The following is a 23,565-nucleotide window of genomic DNA, read 5'->3' on the forward strand; positions in this document are numbered from 1 at the left end:
TCCAACCGGTGTATCGCAAAGCCGCCGCCGCCGCGATGGCCACGGCCCTGCCGCGGTGCGTCAGCCGACCTGGGCCAGCTCGTCGAACTGGCCGAGATCGACCACGAACCCGCCGGCGCCGCGATCCTCGACGATGTCGGCCGGGCGCGCGCCCCAGGCGATCGCGCTCGCGTCGTAGGCGGTCCGGGCGTGGACGGTCTGCAGCGTCGTCTCGTCGACCCCGGTCACCGACACCAGCAGCTCGGCCTCGATCGCGGCCAGCGACGCGGCGGTCGCGCCGGCCAGCGGACTGGTCGCGTCGATCGTGTGCATCACGGTCCAGGCCCGCGCCAGCGCCGGCGCGCGATCGCGGACCAGCGTCAGATCGACCTGCGGGTAGAACGTCTCGCCCTCGCGGGTCACGTGGGTGCGGCTGTAGACCACGCGGATCTGGGCCTCGACGATGCTGTTGCCGCGCATGTTGCCGATGCGCAGGCGCAGGGTCGGCTGGCCGTCGAACGGCGCGATCGTCGGGTGGCGCGCGAACCGGATCCGCGCGGTCGAGCGCGAGTACTTCGCGAAGACGATGCCGGTGGCCAGCGCGGTGGCCAGCAGGCTGGCGATCGACTCGATCGCGACCGCGACGTTGGCCGCGGTCGTCGTCGGCGTCATGCCACCGTAGCCGATCGTGCCCGCGGTCTGGATGCTGAAGAAGAAGCAGTCGCCGAAGCCGTGGACGTTGGCGACGCCGCCGATCGCCCAGTAGACGAGCGCGAACACCAGGTTCAGCGCCACCATGGCCACGGCCAGGCCGCCGAGGGCGAACCACCACGGCCGGATCAGCAGCGCGTGGTACAGGTCCTGGAGCGGACGCCGACGGTCCCCGAGCAGGATCAACCTGGGCGCGGGCGCGGGCGGGCCGGGCATGACGCATCATCGATCCCGCGGCCGCGCGGGCAAGTTTTGCCCCGGCGCCGCCGACCTCTGCGACACTGCCCGCCATGCGTCGCCTGCTCGGTCCGTGTGCGGTCCTGGGGCTCCTGCTCGGGTGCGGCGACGACGGCGGCCCGACGCCGCCGCCGACCAGCGTCTCGGTCGGGGCCGTGACGATCACGACCGACCCGCTCGCGATCACGATCGCGCCCCCGGCCGGCGGGACGATCACCCGCGCCCAGTTCCTCGAGGTGGCCACGGTGCCGGCGATCGATCCCGGCCACTACTACGACCCGCGCGCCACCGGGGTCGACCCGCTGACCTGGACCCGACCGGCCCGCGCGACCGCGCTGACCGCCGACGGGTGGCTGGTGCTCGAGGGCGGCGTCCGGCTCCGGCTCGAGGCCGGCGCCGGCGCCCAGGACGCGACCCTGCTGGTCGACGCCGCGGCGGTGGCCGACGCGGTGCTCACGCGGGTGACATTGCCGATGGCGGCCGACGAGCCGATCTACGGTTTCGGGGAGAGCTTCGGCGGCGCCCGGGCCACCGGCCAGATCCGCGAGGCCCAGTTCCGGGTCGACGGCGACAGCGAGTCCGGGCTCAACGAGGCCCACGTGCCGGTGCCGCTGGCGCTGTGGCCCCGGCGCGGCCTGGGCCTGTTCGTGCGCGATCGCCGGGTCGGCGCGTTCGACGTCGGCGCGACCGCGCCCGACGCGCTGGCGTCGACGTTCGGCCTGCCCGAGCGCGGCCCGCTGGCGTTCGAGCTGTTCGTCGCCGACGCGCCGCTCGCGCTGGTCCGCCGCTACGTCGCCGGCACCGCGCGGCCGGCGGTGCCGCCGCGGTGGGCGCTGGCGCCGCAGCAGTGGCGCAACGAGCACCGGTCGAGCGACGAGGTCAGGGACGACGCCCAGCAGATGCGCGCGCTGGGGATCCCCGGCTCGACCCTGTGGATCGATAACCCGTGGCAGACCGGCTACAACACGTTCGTCTTCGACGAGGCCCGCTTCGTCGGCGTCGACGCGCTCCTGGCCGAGCTGCGCGGCCTCGGCTACCGGGTCGTGGTGTGGTCGACGCCGTACCTGCTGCCGTCGGGCGCGACCGCCGACGACTACCGCGCCGCCGACGCGGCCGGGCTGTTCGTGCAGGACGACGGCGGCCGCACGATGCCGTTCCCGTGGAACGCCGGCCCGGTCGGGCTCATCGACTTCACCAACCCGGCCGCGGTCGCGTTCTGGCGCGAGCGCATCGCGCGGGTCACGAGCCGCGGGATCTCGGGCTTCAAGCTCGACTACGGCGAGGACGTCGTGCCGGAGCTCTACGGCATCAAGCTCACGATCCGCACCAGCGCCGGCGACAACCAGGACCTCCACGGCATCTTCAACCGCGCGTACCACGACACCTACCTGGGCGCGCTGCCGCCCGGCGACGGCTTCCTGATCACCCGCGCCGGCGCCTGGGGCGAGCAGGATCGCAACACCAGCATCTGGCCGGGCGATCTCGACAGCGACTTCTCGCGCCACGGCGTCGACAACGGCGCCGGCCAGCGCAACGTCGGCGGCCTGCCGGCGGCGATCGCCGGCGGGCTGTCGCTGTCGGTGTCGGGCTATCCGTTCTTCGGCTCGGACATCGGCGGCTACCGCGAGGGCACGCCGACCACCGAGGTGCTGTGCCGCTGGGCCCAGTACGCCGCGCTCGGCACGATCATGCAGCTCGGCGGTGGCGGCCCGTCGCACAACCCGTGGGACACGGCGCTGTACCCGGCCCCGGCGCTCGACGTGTACCGGACCTACGCCCGGCTGCACATGGACCTGAACCCGCTCCTGTGGACGCTGGCCCAGGCCGCCGGCGCCGACGGCACGCCGGTCACGCGCCCGTGCGGCTTCGTCTACCCCGACGCCGCGTGCGACGACGCGATGTTCCTGCTCGGCGACGACGTCCTGGTCGCGCCGGTGGTCGAGGCCGGCGCCACGACGCGCGCGACGGTGCTGCCGCCGGGCCGCTGGATCGACTGGTGGACCGGCGCCGCGGTCGTCGGCGACGGCGCCACCGCGCTGGCCGCGGCGGCCCCGCTCGAGCAGCTGCCGCTGTGGCGCGCCGCCGATCGCTTCGTGCCGATGTTCGCGCGCGCCGCCGACACGCTCGAGCCCGCGACCGCGCCGGGCGTCACGTCGTACGCCGATCCGGCCTACGGCCGCGAGCTGCGGCTGGTGATCACGCCCGACGGCGGCGCCGCCGAGGTCACGCTCCACGACGGCGCCCGGGCCACCGGCGGCGCCAGCGCCGACGCCTACCGCCTGACGTTCGCGCCCGGCGGCCAGTACGACGCGGCCACGTTCGATCTCGATCTGCGCGCGGCCACCGCGCCGCGCGTGGCGACGGCCGCGGCGGTGACCGTCGACGGCGCGCCGATCACCGCGGTCGCGTCGGCGGCCGAGCTCGCGGCCTGCGCCCGGGCCTGCTGGCTGGCCGAGCCCGGGCGGCTGCGGGTGCGCCTCGACGGCGCCGGCGCGATCGAGATCAGGTAGCGTCGGGCCATGCCCATCGCGTTCCTCGGCACCGGCCTGCTCGGCTCGGGCTTCGTCCGCCACCTGCTCGCCACCACCGGCGGCATCACCATCTGGAACCGGACCGCGCGCAAGCTCGCGCCGCTGGTGGCCGCTGGCGCCCGCGCCGCCGCGACCCCGGCCGAGGCCGCCGCCGGAGCCACGCGCGTCCACCTGTGCGTCAAGGACGACGCCGCCGTCGACGCGATCCTGGCCGAGGTGCTGCCGGTCCTGACCCCGGACGCGGTCGTGATCGATCACACGACCACGTCGGTCGCGGGCTCGCGGGCCCGGGCCGCGCGGGCCGCGGTCGCCGGCGTCGGGTTCCTGCACGCGCCGGTGTTCATGTCGCCGGGCGCGGCCGCCGCCGCCAAGGGCATCATGATGTGCGCCGGCGCCGCCGACGTGTTCGCGCGCGTCGACGGCGCGCTCGCGGCCATGACCGGCGACCTGTGGTACGTCGGCGACGACCACGGCCGGGCCGCGGCCATGAAGCTGTGCGGCAACGCGATGATCATCGCGATCACCGCCGGCATGGCCGACGCCCTGGCGATCGGCCGCAGCGCCGGGCTGGCCGGCGCCGACGTGCTCGAGGTGATGACCCGGCTCAAGCCCGGCGGCGCGATCGAGCTGCGCGGCAAGAAGATGGCGGCCGGCGACTTCGCGGCCAGCTTCGAGCTGACGATGGCGCGCAAGGATCTCGGGCTCATGATCGACGAGGTCACGCCGGCGCCGCTGGCGGCGCTGGCCGCGATCGCCGCCCGCGCCGACGCGCTGATCGCCGACGGCCACGGCGCCGACGACCTCGGCGTCCTCGCGCTGCCGCCGCCCGCGGCGCCGTGACGATCGCGCGCGGGGTAGACTGCGCCCACCATGCTCGACCCCGCCGCGATCATCGCCCACATGGCCGCGCAGCTCGGCCAGCTCGCCACCTGGCTCGACAAGGCCGTGGCCCACGGCGAGGCGAAGAAGTTCGAGCCCGACACGCTCCTGACCGCCTGGCTCGCGCCCGATCAGTTCCCGCTGGTCCGGCAGATCGGCGCGGCCTGCGACACCGCCAAGCTCGCCGCCGCCCGGCTGACCGGTCGGCCCGGCCCGACCCACGCGGACGACCAGCGCACCTGCGCCGCGTGCCGGGCCCGCGTCGCCGACGTGATCGCGTACCTCGACACGCTCATGCCCACCGACTTCGCCGAGGCCGCGGACGCGCAGATCCAGTTCCCGTGGATGCCCGGGAAGTACCTGACGGCGGCGGACTACCTGCTGTGGTTCGCGATCCCGAACTTCCACTTCCACCTGGCCCACGCCTACGCGATCCTCCGGCACAACGGCGTCGAGCTGGGCAAGTCCGAGTTCCTCGGCGCGTTGCCGTTCCGCGACCTGTGAACCGCGGGCCGCGGTGATCGTCGCGATCGACGCTGGCACGGCGCGTGGATAGCTCCCGGCTATCCCCCTCGCCGCTCAGGAGCCTGTCGATGTTCACCACACGTCCCGCCGTCACTGTCGCGTTTCTCGGCACCCTGCTCGCGACGCCCGTCGCCCTCGCCGACGGGGCCCCCGGGTCCTGCGACTGCGCGGTCACGCCGCCGGCCGCCGCGCCCGCGCCCGCGCCGCGCCTGGCCCGCTGGGGCGTGGGCGTCCACCTCGCCTCGATCACCCTGCCCGACCCGACCGGCATGGACGACGGCGGCACCTCCTACGGCGGCGGCGGGCTGCAGCTCCGCTACCGGCTGTCGCCGCGCTGGCAGCTCGAGCTGTCGGCGGCCCACGCGCAGGAGCAAGACGTCGACGCGTCGGTCGCGCGCCAGCTCGACAGCGTCGCGATCTCGGCGCTGTACCACCTGCGGCCGTTCGCGCGCTGGGACGTGTACCTGGTGGCCGGCCTCGGCGCGACCAGCGACGGCGATCCCGACGCGACCGACGAGGCGCGCCAGGCCAGCCAGATGGGCGACGTCCGGTTCGGCGGCGGCGTCGAGCGCCGGATCGGCAAGATCGGCGTCGGCGCCGAGCTCCGCGCGATCGTCGTGGGCCAGCGCGAGCCCGACGCCACCGCCCGCATGGCCGGCGCGCCGGCCGCGGCCGAGCCGCAGCGCGGCGGCGGCGCGCTCACGCTCGGCGCGACCTACTACTTCTAGGTGGGCCGGGTTCCAGCGAGTTGCGCGTGGGGCCGGCACCTCGCGCGCCGACCCTCGATCCGGTGGACGGAGGCGAACGCGCGGTCCGGCCTACCACCGGACCGGCGTCGCCGCGGGCGCGGCGTCGTCCCAGCACCGGACGCTGTGGAGCCGCGGGCGCAGGGCCACGGCAAGGACAGCGTCCACTGGCGATATGGGGGCCGCGGCAGGACGCGATCGACGAGGTGGGCGGCGAGATCGGACATCCGGCGGCCCCGACACGTGGGACAGACCGCGCGGCCCTTGCCGGAGAAGCCGACGAGCCGCTCGAAGCCGCCACCGGCGCAGCGGACACCGAGGAAGCCGCGGTCGAGCAGGCCGCAGCCGAGGTAGTTGCGCAGCCCGCGCTCGACGTGGCGCGACCGGGTACGTGCTCGGCGTGCGGACGTGGGGCGAGGCCGCCCACGTCGGCCTGCGGCTGGTCGATGGCGCCGCCACCGACCGCGTCACCATCGCCACCGAGTACGATCTGCCCGACGACGGCGGCTGCGCGGTCGGCGGCGGCGGGCCGGCGCCGATCGCCGCGCTCCCGCGCTTGCTGAGAGGGCGGCGCCGGCGGCCGGCGACCCACGCTTGACGGGTCGGCTGGGCGCTGGTAATACCACGGTATGACCGTGCAGCGATTCGCGATCTCGCTCGACGCCGAGCTGGCGCGCCAGGTCCGCAAGGCCGCGGCCGGCGAGCCGACGTCGACCTGGCTGGCCGACGCGGCGCGCAGCAAGCTGCGGGCCCAGGGCTTGCTCGAGGTCGTGCACGACTGGGAGGCGACGCACGGCGAGATCACGCTCGCGGAGCTGCAGGCCGCCGAGCGCCGGCAGCGGCCCGCGAAGAAGCGGCGATGAGCGGCATCGTGCTCGACGCCGGCGCGCTGATCGCGCTGGCGCGCGACGACCGGGCGATGTGGGCGGTGCTCAAGCTGGCCGCGGTCCGGCGAGCCGCCGTCATCGTCCCGACCACGGTCGTGGCCCAGGTGTGGCGCGGCACCCGGGCCCAGGCCAACCTGGCCCGCGCGCTCGGCCAGTGCGTGTCGGCGGCGTTCGATCCGCTCGCCCATCAGGTCGGCGCGCTGTGCGGCCGCACCCGCACCACCGACGTCTGCGACGCGCACGTGGCGCTGGTCGCGACCGCCGGCGCCGAGGTCCTCTACACCAGCGACCCCGACGACCTTCGCCGCCTGGTCGCTGCCTGTCGCGCCGGCAAGCCGACCATCGTGAGCTGCTGAGCGAGACGTCGACCGCTCGCGCCGTCGCCGAACCATGCCCACCAGGGACGCCGCGCGACCGATGCTACCCTGACATGCCGGTCGGCGCTCGCCGTGCTGCTCGTGGACGTCGCGGTGCTCCTCGTGGAAGCGCTGGCCCTTCTTGTCATCGCGGGGATGCCAGGCAACCGGGCTTCATACGTGCCGGACATCGGCGACAATTCGCGGACGATACGAGCGCGCCTCGCGGCGCTCTTCGCGCTCGCCGTCGTCGCCTGTGGGGGACGCACGCGGGCCCTGCCACAGGGGGCGGGGGGCGGGGGGGGTGGTTGCGGTTCTGGCGGCGGGCGGCCGGCGGCCGGCCAGCGCGAGCCGAGGCCACCGCCCCAGCCGGCGCGGGGGCGGGGGGGGCCGCCGCGCCACCTATTACTTAGGGCACGTGCGCTACACCGCCGGGATGGACCCCGCGTTCTGGCGCAGTCGCTGGCAGGCCGGCCAGATCGGCTTTCACGAGGGCCGCCCCAACCACCTCCTCGAGCGCTACCTCGATCGGCTGCCGCCCGGCGGCCGGGTGCTGGTGCCGCTGTGCGGCAAGACCGAGGATCTGGCGTTCCTCGCCGCGCGCGGCCACGACGTCGTCGGCGTCGAGCTGGTCGAGGACGCCGTCGCCGCGTTCTTCCACGAGCACGGCGCGACGCCGATCCGCACCCTCGTCGACGACCTGACCTGCTACCAGCACCGCGCGATCACGATCTTCGCCGGCGACGTGTTCGCGGTGACCGCGGCCGTGCTCGGCGCGGTCGACGCGATCTACGACCGGGCCGCGCTGATCGCCCTGCCGCCGCCGGACCGGGCCCGCTACGTCGCGCACGTCCGGACGCTCGCGCCGCGCGCGCCCACGCTGCTGGTCACGCTCGAGTACCCGCAGGCGGCGATGCCCGGCCCGCCGTTCGCCGTGCCCGAGGACGAGGTCCGGGCGCTGTTCGCCGACGCGGCGATCGAGCCGCTGGCCGACGAGCCCCTGGTGCAGCCGCGCCTGGCCGCCGCCGGCGCGACCGGCCGGCAGCGCTGCTTCTGGATCGCGCGGCCCTGACGTCACGCCGACGCGCGCGCAGGCCCCGCCGGCTGGCCCCGATGCCCCCGCCGCAGATCGTCCGCGATGCGCTCGGCCAGGGCCGCGATCGTCAGGCTCGGCGGCACGCCGATCGAGCCGGGCACGATGCTGCCGTCGGCGATCCTCAGCCCGGCGTAGACGCCGCCGCGCGGATCGAACACCTGCCCGACGGTGTCGACCACGCCGTCGTCGATCGAGCGGCCCATCCGACAGCCGCCCAGCGGGTGCACGCTCAGCCCGGGCATGCCGCGCAGCCGGGCCAGGCTGGGCGTCGGCGCGCCGCCCGCGACCGCGGCCCAGGCGCCCAGGCGCCGCTCGGCGAAGCGCAGGATCGGATCGTCGGCGTAGTCGGGCCAGTCGATCACGACGCCGCGCGGCGTGAAGCGCGCGGTCCCCTGCGCGCGATCCTGCGCGTCGAGCTTGTACATGAACGAGTGGGCCATCGGCCCCTGGGCCTCGACCCGCACCAGGTCGCGCAGCCACCGCCACCGCCGCCCACCGCCGACGACCATCAGCGCCGCCGCCGCCAGGCGCTGGGCCGCGCGCGGCACCCGCCCGCTCATGACCATCAGCGTCCGGACCTCGCCGTCGTCGCCGCGCACCGGGATGCGGACCGACGTCGAGATCGGCGCGCCGCTGTCGCCCGCCAGCGCGTGCGGCGTGCCCTTGAGGAACGCCACGCCGTCGCCGTTGAGGCTCAGCCCGGTGCCGAACCGCGGTCCCACCGGCACGCCGCTGCGATGCAGGAGCGCGAGCGTCCCGAGCGTGCCGGCGGCGAGCACGACGCTGCCGGCGGTCACCCACGAGCGCGCGCCGGTGTCGATCGCCTGGAGCTCGACCGCGAACCCGCCGTGAGCCCGCGGCACCAGCCGCAGCGCCTCGACGCTGTGCCGCAGCTCGGCGCCGCGGGCCAGCGCCGCGGCCAGGTACGTGCGCTCGAGCCCGCGCTTGGCGCCGACCCGGCACCCGAGCACGCAGTCGCCGCAGTCGGTGCACGCGGCCCAGTCGATCGTGTTCTCCAGATCGACCCGGCGACCGGGCTCGAGCCGATCGAGGAAGGCCTTGTCGCCGAGCCGATCGGCGCGGGGGCTCGCCGTCGGCTGCAGCATCGCGCGCGCCCGCGCGAACCACGGCGCCAGCTCGGTCGCGCCCACCGGCCAGCCCGCGAAGGCGTGATCGTCGGGCTGCGCGGTGATGCCGTAGTTGACCGCGCTCGAGCCGCCGACCGCGCTCGCGGTCGCCACGCCGACGCCGCGCCCCAGGTGCAGCGACCACAGCCCGCCCGGGTTGCGGCGGCTGCGGTAGGCCCGGGCCAGCCCCGCCAGTCCGGTCGGGAACTCGTGCGGCCGCCACCAGCGCCCACGCTCGACGACCACCACCCGCGCCGTCGGCGCCAGGCGCGCGGCCACCACGCTGCCGCCGTAGCCCGAGCCGATCACCAGGACGTCGATCATGGATCCACGGTGGCAGCGTCCGCCGCCCCCGACTTGACCACGATCAACTCCGGGCCTCCGGCCGACGCCCGCCGCCGACGGCGACGGCGACGCCGAAAACTAGCGAGGCCACCTTTGCGGGTGGCCTGCTCGTGCGAAAGGGGGGACTCGAACCCCCACGGTGTTACCCACTGGAACCTGAATCCAGCGCGTCTACCAATTCCGCCACTTTCGCGGTGGAAGGGAAGTATACTCAGGCGGATCGTACGATCAAGCGCTGCGTATACTTTTTTCATCGGTCAGGGGTGATCGCTCGTGTGACAGCGTGGCGACGACAGCGCAGACCGTGCATTGCCGTGGGCCTCGGCGCTTTACATGGCGCTGCCTGACGACATACCATCGAAAGCGCTCGGGAATCGCATGGCCAAGCTGATCGTCATCTCCGGCGACGAGCGCCAAGAGTTCGAGCTCGGGGCGTTCAACACCCTGGGCCGTCACCCGGACAACACGATCCAGATCCTGGATCGGATCATCTCCAAGGAACACGCGCAGATCCAGCGCTCCGGGGATGGGCGGTTCCTGCTGCGGGACCTGCGGTCGCTCAACGGCACGTTCCTCCGCGGCGAGCGGGTGGGCGAGCACTACCTGGCGGACGGCGACGAGGTCACGATGGGATCCACCCGGATCCAGTTCGTCGACAAGCCCGCCGCCCAGGAGCCCCTGCACCGGGTCACGATCGCCCCGGGCCTGACCGAGAGCCACATCCGCCAGCGGATCCAGGCCTCGACCGGCGACTTCATGCCGGAGCGCCAGCTCGCGGACGAGAAGGTGCTGCGGCGCGACTACGAGCGCCTCCGGATCGGCCACGAGCTGGCCCGCGCGGTCGGCAGCGAGCTCGACCTCGAGAAGCTGCTCCCCAAGATCCTCGACAAGGCGTTCGAGCTGGTCGGCGCCGATCGCGGCGCGATCCTCCTGCTCGACGACCGCGGCGAGCCGGTGCCGCGCTACGTCAAGACCCGCAGCGGCAAGAGCGACACCAACATCGTGCTGTCGCGGACGGTGCTGTCCGAGGTGGTCCAGAACCGCGCCGCGGTGCTGTCGTCCGACGCCACGATGGACTCGCGGTTCTCGGGCGCGCACTCGATCATCATGCAGGGCATCCGCTCGACGATGACCTTGCCGCTCCTGTACGGCGCCGAGCTGCTCGGGCTGATGCACCTCGACTCGCTGTTCGCCTCGAACGCCTTCACCGAGAAGGACCTGCAGGTCTGCACCGGCATGGCGTCGCAGGCGGCCATCGCGATCCAGAACGCGCGCCTCGCCAGCCGGATCGAGAAGGAGGCCCAGACCCGCGCCCAGATCTCGCGCCTGATCCCGGCCTCGGTCGTGGAGCAGGTCGTCAAGGGCGAGCTGGTCATCGAGAAGGGCGGCCGCCTCAACGAGATCACGATGCTGTTCTCGGACATCCGCGGCTTCACGACCATGTCCGACGGCCGGCCGCCGGAGGAGGTCGTCAACACGCTCAACGAGTACTTCGAGGTGATGGTCGACGTGCTCTTCCAGTTCCAGGGCACGCTCGACAAGTTCGTCGGCGACGAGATCATCGGCCTGTTCGGCGCCCCGATCCCGATCGACGACGGCCCGTTCAAGGCCGTCGCCTGCGCGCTGGCCATGATGCACGGGCTCGCCGAGTTCAACCGCACCCGCGCGGCCGAGGGCCAGCCCGAGATCAAGATCGGCATCGGCATCAACACCGGCAAGGTCATCACCGGGTCGATCGGCTCGACGCGCGCGCTCCAGTACACCGCGATCGGCGACGCCATGAACGTCGCCTCGCGCCTGGTCAACGTCGCCAAGTCGGGCGAGGTGATCCTGTCCGAGAGCACTTACCAGATGGTCGCCGAGCGCATCGAGGCCGAGGCGCTGCCCCCGGTCCGGGTCAAGGGCAAGGCCGACGAGCTCAAGGTCTACCGCGTCACCGCGCTGCGCCCGACCGGGGCGCCGGCGGCGTCGTGGTCCGAACCCACGCGCGCTTAGCTTGGTGGTCCTCGCGACCGGACCGGCTGCGGAGCCCATGGGCGGCGTTGCCGGGTCCTCCCCGCGTCCTCACGTACAGACGTACGCTCGGCCTCGGGGCCCCACCGTCGCCTTGCCCCTGGGCTTCCTCGCGCGGTCCAGCTAGACCACCACCACCTCAGGTCCAGCGAGCCGATACACCTCGCGCCAGGGCCGGCGTAGTCGTGCAGGCCCAAACCAGGCGACTAACTCGCCTCGGAGCTTCACGCGTCACGCGCGCGTCGGCGAGGAGGCCCGCCACCAAGGCGGTGGGAGGGCCCCACGCCGGAGCGTACGTCTGTACGTGAGGACGTGGGAGGGGCCCACCAACGCAGGTGGCGGGCCCCGCAGCCAGCGCCCTTGAGCGCGCAGCGGCCTACCCGATGGTGACGCCGAGCTGCTGCCGCACCGCGAAGTACTCCTCGCTGATCGAGTACAGCACCAGCTCCTTGATCTTGTCCTTCACCTGCGGCCCGCCCACCGTCACCGGCTCGGCCGAGACCATCCGCGCCGCGACCTCGAGATCGCCGCACACCACGAACCCCGCCCGGTGCGAGGCGGCGTCGACCGCGTGGCCCCACTTGCCCAGGTCGATCTGGGGCGCCGCGGAGATGAAGCGGTTCACGACCACCGCGAGCTGCTCGTAGATCGCCGGGTTCAGGCGCTTCTGGATCTCCGGCATGTACTGCTGGACCAGCGGCACCAGATCGGGCGGCACCGGGAAGTCGCGCCGCACCAGCATGATCGCCGACATCAGCGCGACCTTCAGCTCGGTGTTCGTCGGCAACAGCAGCTTCAGGTAGTACTCGGGCCGCATGAACGTCAGCCGCCGCGCCGACAGGAACGCGATCTCACGCTCGGTCTTGCCCGACAGCAGGTGCGGACGCACCACGAACGCCGGGCACAGCTCGGTCTTCTCGACGAAGTTGGCGAGCTGGATGTCGGCCGGCTTGCCGTCCTCGATGACGAACACCTCGGGGATGGGCACCGACAGGACCTGGGCCACGTAGTAGAACAGCTTCGAGAACATCAGCTGGTCGGTCGCGAGCCCGCGCCGGTCCTTGCGCTTGATGCCCAGCTCCTTGTGCGGGTAGGCCTTCATGGCCGCGACGCCGCTCCAGACCGCGCCCATGATGGCGGAGATGTAGCGGTTCTCGTCGGGGTGGATCAGCTTGCCCCACGACTCGCCGGTCATCAGGCTCTTGGCCTTGACCAGCCCGCGCGGCTTGTACTGCTCGTAGAACTGCAGCTGCTCCTGGTCGGCCTTCTTGAGGAAGGCCAGCGTCGCGCACATGCACCAGCGCTTGTCGTACTGGTGCGCGTCCTTGTAGATGCTGTCGAGCGCCTTGTACGAGTCGTACTTGAACGGCTCGTCGCGGAGCATGCCCATGTGCACGGACACGGCCTTGTCGGCGTACTCGGCGCCGGCGCGCACGTACAGCTCGGCCAGGATCTCGGCCCGCTCCTTGTTGCCGGCGTCGAGCTCCTGGGCCACCTCGAACGCGCCGATCGCGCTCTGGAAGTGCCCGAGGCGCGACCGGTAGATCTCACCGAGCGCGTGCAGCAGGCTGACCCGCAGCGTGAAGTACGTGTCGTCGCTGCCGGCGCCGGCCGCGGGCTGCGGCAGGCGCTTGATCATCTGCCGGTAGGCGCGCTCCTGCGACTTCCAGTCCTTCTTGGTCGTCAGGATCTTGTCGATGTCGGCGAACGCCTTGAGGGCGCGCGGCATGTAGCTCTTGGGCAGCCGCGCCGGATCGGCGAAGAAGTTGTCGAGCGCGAGGTTGTAGTAGTCCATCGCCTCGTCGGACGCCTTGAGCTCGTCGCGGGCGATCGTGCCGGCCGCCAGGTAGTACGAGCCGCGGCGGATGCCGTCGGTCTCGAGGTCGATGAACCGCTGGATGGTCTCGACCACCTTCTTCCACTGCTTGGTCTCCGTGTAGATGTCGAGCACCTTCTGGAGCAGCGAGTGGTCGTCGGGCGTGACCTCGAGCGCCTCGAGGAAGGCCGCGACGGCCTTGCCGGCGTTGGCCAGGTTGGTCTGGTAGATCCCGCCGATCTCGTCGAGCAGCGCGACCTTCTCGTCGGCCTCGGCGGTCACCATCAGGCCGCGCTTGGCGTGGACCACGGCCTCCCAGTCGTTCTGCTGGGTCTGGAGCGCCACCACCGCCTGCAGGGTCTCGCGGTGGGTCGGATCGATCTCGAGCGCCTTCTCGAACATGTTGAGCGCCTTCTTGCGCTCGTTCAGGTTCTGCCGAACCATGCCCATCCGGTTGTAGATGCGCACCACCTCGCCCTCGGGCTGGCTGTCGCGGTGCTGCACCAGGATGGTCTGGTAGATCTTCCCGGCCCCGTCCCAGTCGCTCATCTTGAAGAGCAGGTCGGCCCGGCCGACCAGCGTCGGCAGGTAGGTCGAGTCGATGTTGTAGGCGGCCTCGTAGTTCCGGAGCGCGCGATCGTAGTCGCCGAGCTCGTCGGCGGTGCGCGCCGCCCGGTAGTACAGCTCGTTGAGCTCGCGCGGGTCCGGTCGGCTCTGGGCGACCTTGCGGACCAGCATGTCGATCACCGGCGACAGCTTCGCCCACTCGCGGCCGGCGAAGTAGGTCTCGGCCAGCGGCCGGCCCGCGTCGACGTGCTCGGGGTCGAGCGCGATCACCGCCGCGAACAGCGGCTTGGCGCGGTCGGCGCTGTGCAGCCGATCGTTGTAGATCTGCGCCGCCTCGAACAGCAGCCGGATCTTGTCGAGCACGACCGGCGTGTGGGCCTCGGCCCGCTCCATCATCTGCGCGGCCTTGAGCCAGTCGCCGCGGTCGGCGTAGAGCTTGGTCAGCGCCTCCATCGTGGCGACGTGGCCGGGGTCGACCGCCAGGCCGCGGACGAAGTTGGCCTCGGCCTCGGTGACGTCGCCCTGCTGGCCGTACTGGATCCGGCCGATCCGGTAGTAGAGATCGACCTGGCGCTTGCCGTCGGCGGTCAGCGTGACCAGCTGCGACATCACGTCGATGGCGCGGTCCCAGTCGTTGATCTTCTCGTACAGGCGGCCGAGCGCGTCGAGCGCGCGCGGCTCGTCGGGGTCGAACCCGAGCACGTCGGTGTAGGCCTCGATCGAGCGATCGAAGTCCTGGAGCTCGCGCTCGTAGACCACGCCCATCGCGCAGTACAGATCGACCCGCGTCGCCACGTCGCTCGTGTTGAGGATGTGGTTGCGGTAGGTCTCGACCAGCGCCTCCCAGCGGCCGGCCTGGTGGTACAGGCGCGACAGCTCGCGGTAGGCGCCGTAGTTGCGACCGTCGAGCGCGACGATCTTCTCGAGCGCCTCGGCGGCGCGGTCGAGCTTGCCGAACCGCTCCTCCCAGGCCGAGGCCATGCGCTCGTACAGCGACACGCGCTCGGCGTCGGTCGGCGAGGCGTCGAGCTGGGCCTCGAGGACCTCGAGGTACTTCTCCGACTGCCCGGTCTTCTCGTAGAGCTGCTCGAGGGCCCGCAGCGCCGACAGGTTCGACGCGTCGCGCTCGAGCACGGCCTGGTACGAGCCGATCGCCTGGCCGGCGTCGTACAGGCGCAGATCGAAGATCTGGCCGATCTCGATCCGCAGCCGGATGACCTCGGCCTCGTCCTGATCGAGCGCGGCCTTGCGGCCGAGCACGTCGATCAGCGGCTCCCACATCTGGTGGAAGCGGTACAGGCGCTCGAGCGACGACAGCACGGGCACCGAGGTCGGGTCGTTGACCAGCGCCGCCTGGTAGGCGGCGATGGCCTGGCCCTGATCCATCACCTGGTTCTCGAGCAGATCACCGAGGGCGAGGTTGACCTCGGCCCGCTTGCCCGCGTCCTTCTCGGCCGCGGCCTGGCGCGACAGCGTCTCGACCAGCTCGCCCCAGGCGCCGCGCTTGCGCTGCAGCTCGGCCAGCGCCGCGAGGGCGCCGACGTGGGCGGGATCGATCCGCAGCGCCTGCTGCACCGAGTGGATCGCGTAGTCGATGTGGGCCAGGTGCTCGCCGTACCAGCGGCCGATCTTGACCCACAGGTCCGCGGCCTGGCTGCGGTTGGTCGTCTCGAGGTCGCGGACCTGGTGGGTGTACTCGCCGAGCAGCTCCTGCCAGCGGTTCGTGGCCGTGGCCAGGCGCTCGAGCTCGCCGGCGACCTCCTCGTGCGAGAAGTCGCGCTTGAACGCCTCCTCGAGGACGACGTAGGCGTTGTCCTGATCGCCGAGCTCCTGCTCGTAGATCTTCGCGACCTGGCCCAGGAGCGAGATCTGCTCGTGGACGTCCTCGCGGTGGCCGGCCCGCTCGAGCAAGATCTCGGTGAGCTGGGTCCACTTGTACTGGGCGCGGTAGATCACCTCGAGGCGATCGGACGCGACCGGGTTGTTGTTGTCGATCGCGCGGACGCGCTCGTAGACCTCGGCGGCGGCGCCCAGGTCCTCGACCTTCTCCTCCCAGGTGGCGCCGGCCTGCAAGAGCGTCTCGATCCGCTCGGTCGGCTCGTCCTGGACCAGGGCGCGCTTCTCGAGGACCTCGATGGCCTCCTCCCAGCGGGCCTCGCGCGTGAACAGCCCCTCGAGGGCCGCGAGCGCGCGGAAGTCGCCGGCGTCGATCGCCAGCACCGAGCGCCAGGCGGTGACCGCCTCGTCGACCCGGCCGAGCACGTCGCCCTCGAGGCGTCCGAGCTCGGCGTAGAGCTCGATGACCTGGTCCTCGTCGACCCGATCCTGCTCCTGCCCGACGTCGATGATCCGCCGCAGGGTCTGGGACAGCTCGTCCCAGCTCTGGGTCGAGCGGTAGAGCCCGGCCAGCGCGGTCAGCGTCTCGAAGTCGCGGGGATCGAGCCGGTCGGCGCACAGCCACGCGTCGAGCGCGCTGGGATCGCGGCCGAGGTTGTCGGCCCAGACCCGGCCCAGGCGCTTGTAGAGCGCGATCTGCTCGGCGTCGGACGGCGCGACCGCCACCTGGCGCTCGAGCACCTCGACCAGCTCCTCGAACTTGCCGCCGCGCTGGTTCAGATCGGCCATCGCCGACAGCGCCAGCGGATCCTCGCCGCGGATGTCGAGGACGCGGCCCCACAGATCGACCGCGCGGTCGTCGGCGTCGAGCGCCTCCGACGACAGCCGCGCCATGCGCGCGTAGGTGTCGGCCAGCTCGTCGTCGCCGTCGGCGACGTCGATCAGCTTCTCGTAGGTGGTGAAGAGGTGCGCCCACTCCTCGCGCCGGAAGTGGATCGCCTCGCACGCCTCGAGCGCGCGCCGGTTGCGGCTCTCCTGCTCGAGCACGGCCTGGTAGCAGGCCAGCGACGCGTCGAGGTCGCCGAGCGCGTCGGCGAAGATCGCGCCGCGCCGGAACTGCAGCTCGGTCTGCTCGTCGGGATCGGTCGAGATCTCGATCCGGCGCCGCAGCACCTCGACCAGCTCGTCGTACATCCCGGCGCCCAGGTACAGGCGATCGAGCGCCGCGAGCGCGTCGGGGTCCTTGGGCTCGAGCTCGAGCACGCGCAGGTGGGTCGTGACCGCCGCGTGGGCGTCGCGCTGCTCGAACTCGTGCACGCGCGCGAGCCGGAGCAGGGTCTGCCGCCGGACGTCGGCGTCGGCGTGGCGCTCGAGCGCGCGGGTGTAGACCGCGACCAGCTCGTCCCAGCCGGCGGTCTCGCCGGCGAGGCGCTCGACCTCTTCGATCGCGCGCTCCGAGCGCGGATCCTCGACCGTGGCCTGGCCCCACCACGCGAACGCGCGCTGCTGGTCGTAGAGCCGGCCCTCGGCCAGCTCGGCCAGCCGGTGGTGCATCGCCGCCCGATCGGCCGGGACGGTCAGCTTGCCGAGCTGGACCTCGTAGATCCGGTGCAGCTTCTCGAACTCGCCGGCGGTCTCGTAGAGCGGCTCGAGGATGTTGGCGATGTCGGTCTGGAAGTGCCCCTCGAAGAACAGCGCCTCGAGCGCGGCCTGGGTCGGCTCGTTGCCCGGCGTCGCCATCAAGATGTCGCGGTAGGTCTCGATCGCGCCCTTCTTGTCGTCGAGGGCGTCCTCGAGGTCTGGCCCAGGCGGAACTGCAGCGCCGTGACCTCGTCGTCGGACTCGGCCAGGCGGATCTCTCGCCGCAGGACGTCGGTGAGCTCCTTCCAGCGGCCGGTCGCGGTGTAGAGCCGGTCGAGCGCCAGCACCGCGGGCTTGTTGTCGAACTCGACGTCGAGGATGCGCCGGTAGGTGGCGATGGCCTGGTCGACGTGGGCCGGATCGGCGCCCATCTCCTGCTCGTAGACCCGCGCCAGGCGGGCGAGCAGATCGACCTGCCGCGGCACGTCGAGCGACTTCTCGGCCTCGGTGGTGTACAGCGTGGCCAGCTCGCCCCACTGCCCGGTCATCTCGGCGAAGCGCTCGAGGTGGCCCAGCGTCAGCTCGTTGGCGTTGTCGTCCTTGAGCGCGCGCGCCAGCGCCGCGAACGCGGCCCGGGGCGCGTCGAGCTGCTGCTCGTGGATCGCGGTGGTCCGGTGGAGGAGCTCGACCCGCGCGAGCGGATCGTCGGTGTGCGCGATGATCACCTCGAGCACCTCGACCAGCTTGGCGTACTCGCCCGTGGTCTCGTAGATCGGCTCGAGCACGCGCGCGGCCGCGACCGGCTCGCCGTCGGTCTTGCGGATCATCCCGTCGAGCGCGACCAGGGTCTCGGCGTGGCTCGGCTCCATCGCCAGCGCCTCGCGGTAGCTCTCGATCGCCCGCGACTGATCGCCGAGGCGGAGCTGCCAGAGCTGGCCGATCCGGTACTTCAGGCCGACGATCTCGCCGGCCATGTCCGACAGCTCGACCTGGCGCTCGAGGTTGGCGAGCAGGTCGTACCAGCGCTCGGCCTGGCCGTAGAGCCGGTCGAGGGCCTGGATCGCGGGCGTCTCGTCCGGGTCGATGTCGAGGATCGCCTGGTAGGTCTCGATCGCCTTGGCGACGTCGGCGAGCTCGCGGTCGTAGACCTGGCCCAGCACGTACAGCATCTTGGTCTTGTCGGACGGATCCTCGGCCAGATCGGCCTTCTTGGCGTAGATGTCCTTGAGCGGCTCCCACCGCTCGAGGCGGATGTAGAGGCGCTCGAGGGCGTCCATCGCCGGGAGGTCGACGTCGTCGACCGCCAGCACCTGGCCGAAGGTCGCGACCGCCGCCTCGTTGTCGGACAGCACCTCCTCCTCGATCTGCGCCGCCCGGTACAAGAGCGCCTTGCGCTCGTTGAGATCGAGCAGGATGTCGCTCTTCTTCTTGAGCGCCGACACCAGGGCCGGCCAGTCGGCGTTGCGCTCGTGGATCGCCTGGATCGCCGAGGCGGCCTCGACCGACCCCGGCGCCACCGCGAGCACGCGCCCGTAGGTCGCCACGGCCGCGGCGTCGTCGCCCAGCTCGTGCTCGTGGATCTGCGCCTGCTTGAACAGGAGCGCGACCTTGAGGTCCTCCTCGGTCGAGTCCTTGGCCACGCCGTCGTAGAGCGTGACCAGGTCCTTCCACCGGCCCTGCACGCGCGCGAGGCGCTCGAGCTGGGCGGCGGTGGCCTCGTGGCGGGGATCGTCGCGCAGCGCCCGGGCGTGGGTGTCGAAGGCCTTGGCGCCGTCGTCGCCGCCGATCTCGTGCAGCTCGGCGATCTGGTGCAGGAGCTCGATCTTGCGCGCCGGATCGAAGGCGTGGCGCGCCATGATCTCGTAGACGCCGATCTGCTTCTGCCACGCGCCCGACTGCTTGTAGATCGGCTCGAGGATCGTCGCGATCGTCAGCTCGTGCTCGCCGCCGGCGGTGCCGAGCAGGCGCTCGAGCGCGGCCGTGGCCTCGGCGTTGTGCGCGTCGATCTCGAGCACCTGGCGGTAGGTCTCGATCGCGGCCGCGGGCTCGCCGAGGTGGGTCTCGCGCAGGCTGGCGAGGCGGTTGAGCAGCGGCACCCGCACGCGATCGTCGTCGCACAGGGTCAGCTGCCGGGTCAGGTTGTCGCCGAGGTCCTGCCAGAGCTGGCCGCCGACGTACAGCCGGTCGAGCGCGCGCAGCGCCGCCAGGTTGTCGGCGTCCTGGGCCAGCACGTCGTCGTAGGCGCGGATCGCCTCGGTCGGCTGGCTGAGCATCTCCTCGTGGATCGACGCGATCCGGAACAGGATCTGGAGGCGCTCGGCCGGGTCCTCGGCGATCTCGGCCTTGCGCCGATAGACCTCGAGCAGATCGACGTACTTCTCGTCGCGCGCGAAGATCACCTCGAGCGCGGCCAGCGCGTCGCGATCGTCGGGCTCGAGCTCGAGCGCCTTCTTGAAGAACGTGACCGCGCGGTCGCTCTTGCCGAGCCGCTCCTCGTAGTTGCGGGCGACGTCGCTGCACAGCTCGTGGGCCAACGACGGCGGCAGATCCGCGCGGGTCGTCGCCTGCTCGAACAGGGTGGTCAGGCGGGCCCAGCCGTCGTCGGCCAGCGCCGCCAGCTCGACCAGCTGCGCCTTGGACGCCTCGGTGGCCGGATCCTCCTGGAACGCCCGGCCGAACGCGCCGAACGCGCGCTCGACGTCGCCGAGCTTGGCGCGCTCGAGCTCGCCGATGCGCAGCAGCAGGCCGACCTTGCGCAGCGGCTCGCTGCCGGCGGCGGCCACCTGGATCTCGTGGACGCCGACCAGCGGGCGCCACTCGCCCAGCTGCTCGTAGATCGGCTCGAGGATCGCGGCGGCGGCCAGCTTGTGGTCGGCGTCGCCGAGGCGGGCCTCGAGGCGCGTCCGGGCGCCGGCGTGGCCGGGGTCGAGGTCGAGGATGTCGCGGTAGACCTCGATCGCCGCGCCGGCGTCGCTCAGGTGCTGCTCGCGCAGCTGCCCGAGCCGGAACTTCAGCTCGAGGTGGCGGAGCTTGTCGTCGTCGGGGCCGACGATCGTGATCTGGCGCGACAGCACGTCGGCCAGCTCCGACCAGCGCGCGTTGCGCTGGTAGACCCGGTCGAGCGCCGACAGCGCCTTGGGCTCGTCGCCGACGGCGTCGAGGATGCCCTGGTACGCGGCGATCGCCTTGCCGTCGTCCTTGACCTCGTCCTCGTAGAGCTGGCCGATCTTGGCCTGGATGTCGACGCGCTCGTCGACGTCGTGCGAGAGCTCGAGCTTCTTGGTGTAGACGTCGAGCAGGGCCTGGAACTGGCCCTTGCCGAGGTACAGCCGCTCGAGCGCGTCGAGCGCGTCCTGGTTGGACGGATCGGCGTCGACGATCTGGCGGTTGAGCTCGAGCGCGCGATCGCTCTGACCGAGCTCCTGCTCGAGCGCGGTCGCCATCACGCTCATCAGCGGCAGCGCGTCGATCGTGGCGCTGAACTTCGGCAGCGAGGCGCCGTACGCGGCGACCAGCTCCTGCCAGGTGCCGGTGTCCTGAGCGAGCCGCTCGAGCTCGACCCGGATCCACTCGGCCTCGTGGTCCTCGGCGTGGGCCTTGAGCCACCAGCCGAACGCCGCGCCCTTGTCGCGCAGCTTCTCCTCGTTGTACTCGGCCAGGCGCTTGAGCCGCTCCTGGCGCAGGTGCACGTCCTCGGTGGCGGCGAGCTGGATCTCGAGCACGCCGACCAGCTTCTTGGGATCGCGGCCCGCCTCGTACAGCGGGATCAGCGCCTCGGCCGCGGCCAGGTTGGCCTCGTCGAGCGACAGCACCTTCTCGAACGCGCGCATGGCGCGGTCGGGCTTGCCGAGCTCGTCGCGGTAGAGCACCGCGATCTTGCCGGCCAGCGTCAGGCGGTGCGGCTCGGGGCCGGCCTCGACCTCGCGCTCGAGCACGCGCACGTACTCGTCGATCTTGCCGCGGGTCCGGTAGAACTCCTCGAGATCGTCCCAGCGCGCGTCGGCGACGAACAGCTTCTTGAGGGCGTCCTGGGCCCGCCGGTTCTGGTCGTCGACCAAGAGCAGCCGCTGCCACGCGCTGATCGCCGCGCTCGTGTCCTCGAGCTTCTCGGTGTAGAGCAGGCCGAGGCGCTGGAGCGCGTCGGCGCGGACCTTGTCGTCGGCGGCGTTGTCGGCCTGGCTCGAGCAGACCGCGGCCAGCTTGGCCCAGTCCTTGTTGCGCTCGTAGAGCTTGGCCAGCTCGGAGAGGGCCTCCTCGTGGGTCGCGTCGACCTCGAGGACCTTCTCCCACCAGTACATGCAGATCTCGGGCTTCTTGACCTTGGTCTGCGCCATCCGCGCGACCTCGATCGTGAGCTCCGGGCGCTCGCTCGCCGGCGCGCGCGCGATCTCGGCCTCGCGCAGCTTGATCAGCTTCTCCCAGTCGCGCCGCTTCTCGTAGACGGCGAGCAGGTGGCTCGCGGCCTCGGTGTTGTCGGCGTCGAGCTCGAGCACGCGCTCGAACGCCTTGATCGCCTCGGCCTGGTTCGAGAACCGCTCGAGGTAGAGGTTGGCGATCTGCAGGTGCAGCGCGATCTGCGCCGGGCCCTCGGCCCGATCGGCGCGCTCGTTGAGCATCTTGACCAGATCCGGCCAGCGCTTCTTGTGCTCGTAGATCTCGGCGAGCTGATCGTACGCGCCGTCGTCGGCCTCGTGCGCCAGCGACGCCGTGAGCGCGGCGATGACCTGGTTCTCGTTGTTGAGCTTGGCGTAGCCGTGAGCGAGATCGCGGAGCGCGACGGCCTTGTCGTGAGGCTCGGTCGCGACCTTCTCCTCGTCCTTGGCGGCGTCGACCAGCGGCTGCCAGGCGCCGGTGGCGATCAGCACGCGCGCGAGCTCACGCCGCGGCGGCAGCTCGGCGTGGTGCTTGGCGACGACGTCCTTCCACGCCGCGACGCCCTTGTCGGCGCCGCGCTCGGCGGCGCGCGCGGCGGCCATCGCGGCGGCGACGTCACCCGAGACCGCCGGCGCGGCCGGCGCGGCGGCGACCGGGGCCGGCGCAGCGGCGACCGGCGGCGCGGCCTCGACTGCGGCCTCGACCGGCGGCGCGGCCTCGATGGGGGCCTCGACCGGCGGCGCGGCCTCGATGGGGGCGGCGGCGACCGGCGGCGCGGCCTCGACCGGAGCCGGCGCCGGCGCCTGGGCCACGGGCGCAGACGGCGCCTCGGCCACCGGCGCGGGGGCCGCGGCCGGGGCCTCCACGGCGGCGGGCGCGGCGTGCGCGATCGGCGCCGCCGGGGCGGCGGCGAGCCCGTGCGCGCTGGCGAAGTCGAGCACGTCGGGCGCGTCGGCCTCGACGGCCTGAGCCTCGAGGAAGAACCGGCGCGCGCCGTCGATGTCGCCCAGCTCCTTCCAGAGCGTGCGGCCAGCGTAGATCGCCAGGAACAGGCGGTCCTCCGCCTCGACGTGGCCGAGGCCGCGCTCGGCCAGCTCGACCACGCGCTTCCAGTCGCCGCGCTCACCCAGGTAGGCGGCGAGCATCGCGTATGGCGCCACGATCGAGCGGCCCGGCGGGCCCCCGTTGACGAGCGCCACGTTCGCGAGCGCGCGCTCGGCGAACCGCGCCGCGCGTTCGCGATCCTTGAACCGCGTCAACCACACCAGCGCGAACATGCGATAGCGGTCCGCGCGCTCGGTGCCGGCGGGCGTCGCCTGCGCGCGCGCCTCGTGCAGCGCCTCGATCTCGTCGAGGCGCTCGGCGCCGACCAGCGCGGCCTCGAGCATGACGTTGGCCGAGGGCTCCTGGATGTCCTTGGTCAGGATCGCGCGCAGGGTCGCCTCGAACGACGGATCGTCGGGCGCCTCGAGCCGCAGGATGCGCGCGGCGCGCAGCAACATGCGCGCGGCGGTCGCGTCGTCGAACTTCGCCGAGTCGCCGGTGAGGCGCTCGACCTCGTCGATCCAGAACTCCGGGTCGCACTGCAGCGCCGCGACCGCGTCCTTGACGCGCATCGACTCGGGCGTGCGCTCGACCGCGCGCTCGAGCACCGCGCTGGCCTTGTCGCGCTGGCCGCTGTCGAGCAGCGCCTCGCCGACGATGCCAGGCAGCTCGGCCGAGGCGGCGGGGCTCTTGAGCTCCATCTCGCCGAGCTTCGCGACCATCTCGTGGCGCCCGAGCTCGCCGTAGACCTCGCGCGCCCGCGACAACGCCTTCAGGTTGTCTGGATGCAGCTTCCAGGCACGCTGGTACAGCGTGAGCGCGCGTTCCCGTTCCGGGATCACGTCCTCGGTCAAGCGGGCGAGCTCGAACAGGCGCTCAGATTGATCCGGTTTTGCACCGGACCCCTCCAGCTCC

Annotated in this window: 14 protein-coding genes and 1 tRNA gene; 9 read left to right on the forward strand and 6 right to left on the reverse strand. The window is 72.5% G+C overall.

Annotated elements, in window-relative coordinates:
- Window positions 1-60 precede the first annotated feature (60 nt).
- Window positions 61-906, reverse strand: a complete 846-nt coding sequence (locus tag IPL61_03225; GenBank protein ID MBK9030343.1) for an ATP-sensitive inward rectifier potassium channel 10 — start codon at window positions 904-906, stop codon at window positions 61-63.
- Between the two features lie 74 nt (window positions 907-980).
- Between IPL61_03225 and IPL61_03230 the strand changes: the two genes are divergently transcribed.
- The 4 genes from IPL61_03230 to IPL61_03245 all read left to right on the forward strand — a co-directional run bounded on the left by IPL61_03230 (window position 981) and on the right by IPL61_03245 (window position 5,590).
- Window positions 981-3,437 (forward strand): hypothetical protein, encoded by a 2,457-nt coding sequence (locus tag IPL61_03230; protein ID MBK9030344.1) that lies wholly within the window; start codon window positions 981-983, stop codon window positions 3,435-3,437.
- A 9-nt stretch (window positions 3,438-3,446) separates the two neighbouring features.
- Window positions 3,447-4,298, forward strand: coding sequence for an NAD(P)-dependent oxidoreductase (locus tag IPL61_03235; GenBank protein MBK9030345.1), 852 nt, complete (start codon window positions 3,447-3,449; stop codon window positions 4,296-4,298).
- A gap of 60 nt (window positions 4,299-4,358) precedes the next feature.
- On the forward strand, window positions 4,359-4,841 hold the full coding sequence (locus IPL61_03240; protein ID MBK9030346.1) for a DUF1993 domain-containing protein: 483 nt from the start codon (window positions 4,359-4,361) through the stop codon (window positions 4,839-4,841).
- A gap of 89 nt (window positions 4,842-4,930) precedes the next feature.
- Window positions 4,931-5,590, forward strand: a complete 660-nt coding sequence (locus IPL61_03245) for an outer membrane beta-barrel protein (protein ID MBK9030347.1) — start codon at window positions 4,931-4,933, stop codon at window positions 5,588-5,590.
- Here the strand turns inward: IPL61_03245 and IPL61_03250 are convergent.
- The gene (locus tag IPL61_03250) at window positions 5,587-5,970 is read right to left on the reverse strand and encodes a transposase zinc-binding domain-containing protein (GenBank protein ID MBK9030348.1); all 384 of its coding nucleotides are present in this window, start codon (window positions 5,968-5,970) and stop codon (window positions 5,587-5,589) included. The two genes, IPL61_03245 and IPL61_03250, sit on opposite strands and share 4 nt — an antisense overlap.
- Before the next feature lie 38 nt (window positions 5,971-6,008).
- Between IPL61_03250 and IPL61_03255 the strand changes: the two genes are divergently transcribed.
- The 4 genes from IPL61_03255 to tmpT all read left to right on the forward strand — a co-directional run bounded on the left by IPL61_03255 (window position 6,009) and on the right by tmpT (window position 7,923).
- The gene (locus IPL61_03255) at window positions 6,009-6,206 is read left to right on the forward strand and encodes a hypothetical protein (protein MBK9030349.1); all 198 of its coding nucleotides are present in this window, start codon (window positions 6,009-6,011) and stop codon (window positions 6,204-6,206) included.
- Window positions 6,207-6,243: 37 nt separating this feature from the next.
- Complete coding sequence (locus IPL61_03260) at window positions 6,244-6,471, forward strand: hypothetical protein (protein ID MBK9030350.1); 228 nt, start codon at window positions 6,244-6,246, stop codon at window positions 6,469-6,471.
- Window positions 6,468-6,851, forward strand: a complete 384-nt coding sequence (locus tag IPL61_03265; GenBank protein ID MBK9030351.1) for a hypothetical protein — start codon at window positions 6,468-6,470, stop codon at window positions 6,849-6,851. Before IPL61_03260 ends, IPL61_03265 begins: the two co-directional genes overlap by 4 nt.
- 418 nt (window positions 6,852-7,269) lie before the next feature.
- Complete coding sequence (gene tmpT / locus IPL61_03270; protein ID MBK9030352.1) at window positions 7,270-7,923, forward strand: thiopurine S-methyltransferase; 654 nt, start codon at window positions 7,270-7,272, stop codon at window positions 7,921-7,923.
- Window positions 7,924-7,925: 2 nt separating this feature from the next.
- Here the strand turns inward: tmpT and IPL61_03275 are convergent, their stop codons facing one another.
- Window positions 7,926-9,398, reverse strand: a complete 1,473-nt coding sequence (locus tag IPL61_03275) for a GMC family oxidoreductase (protein ID MBK9030353.1) — start codon at window positions 9,396-9,398, stop codon at window positions 7,926-7,928.
- A gap of 132 nt (window positions 9,399-9,530) precedes the next feature.
- Window positions 9,531-9,612, reverse strand: a tRNA-Leu gene (locus tag IPL61_03280).
- 185 nt (window positions 9,613-9,797) lie between these two features.
- Here IPL61_03280 and IPL61_03285 point away from each other — a divergent pair.
- Window positions 9,798-11,414 (forward strand): FHA domain-containing protein, encoded by a 1,617-nt coding sequence (locus tag IPL61_03285; protein MBK9030354.1) that lies wholly within the window; start codon window positions 9,798-9,800, stop codon window positions 11,412-11,414.
- 394 nt (window positions 11,415-11,808) lie between these two features.
- On the opposite strand, the gene IPL61_03290 is transcribed toward IPL61_03285, so the two are convergent.
- A complete protein-coding gene (locus IPL61_03290; GenBank protein ID MBK9030355.1) occupies window positions 11,809-17,391 on the reverse strand; it encodes a tetratricopeptide repeat protein in 5,583 nt (1,860 codons plus the stop codon).
- Window positions 17,391-23,492, reverse strand: coding sequence for a hypothetical protein (locus tag IPL61_03295; GenBank protein MBK9030356.1), 6,102 nt, complete (start codon window positions 23,490-23,492; stop codon window positions 17,391-17,393). Before IPL61_03295 ends, IPL61_03290 begins: the two co-directional genes overlap by 1 nt.
- Window positions 23,493-23,565 lie beyond the last annotated feature (73 nt).

Source organism: Myxococcales bacterium (assembly GCA_016717005.1).
GTDB lineage: Bacteria > Myxococcota_A > Polyangia > Haliangiales > Haliangiaceae > UBA2376.

What these genes read in the sequence shown, in the direction of transcription:
- IPL61_03225 (MBK9030343.1), bottom strand. Translation starts at nt 906, where the DNA reads ATGCCCGGCCCGCCCGCGCCCGCGCCCAGGTTGATCCTGCTCGGGGAC.
- IPL61_03230 (MBK9030344.1), top strand. Translation starts at nt 981, where the DNA reads ATGCGTCGCCTGCTCGGTCCGTGTGCGGTCCTGGGGCTCCTGCTCGGG.
- IPL61_03235 (MBK9030345.1), top strand. Translation starts at nt 3,447, where the DNA reads ATGCCCATCGCGTTCCTCGGCACCGGCCTGCTCGGCTCGGGCTTCGTC.
- IPL61_03240 (MBK9030346.1), top strand. Translation starts at nt 4,359, where the DNA reads ATGGCCGCGCAGCTCGGCCAGCTCGCCACCTGGCTCGACAAGGCCGTG.
- IPL61_03245 (MBK9030347.1), top strand. Translation starts at nt 4,931, where the DNA reads ATGTTCACCACACGTCCCGCCGTCACTGTCGCGTTTCTCGGCACCCTG.
- IPL61_03265 (MBK9030351.1), top strand. Translation starts at nt 6,468, where the DNA reads ATGAGCGGCATCGTGCTCGACGCCGGCGCGCTGATCGCGCTGGCGCGC.
- IPL61_03275 (MBK9030353.1), bottom strand. Translation starts at nt 9,398, where the DNA reads ATGATCGACGTCCTGGTGATCGGCTCGGGCTACGGCGGCAGCGTGGTG.
- IPL61_03285 (MBK9030354.1), top strand. Translation starts at nt 9,798, where the DNA reads ATGGCCAAGCTGATCGTCATCTCCGGCGACGAGCGCCAAGAGTTCGAG.
- IPL61_03290 (MBK9030355.1), bottom strand. Translation starts at nt 17,391, where the DNA reads ATGGCGACGCCGGGCAACGAGCCGACCCAGGCCGCGCTCGAGGCGCTG.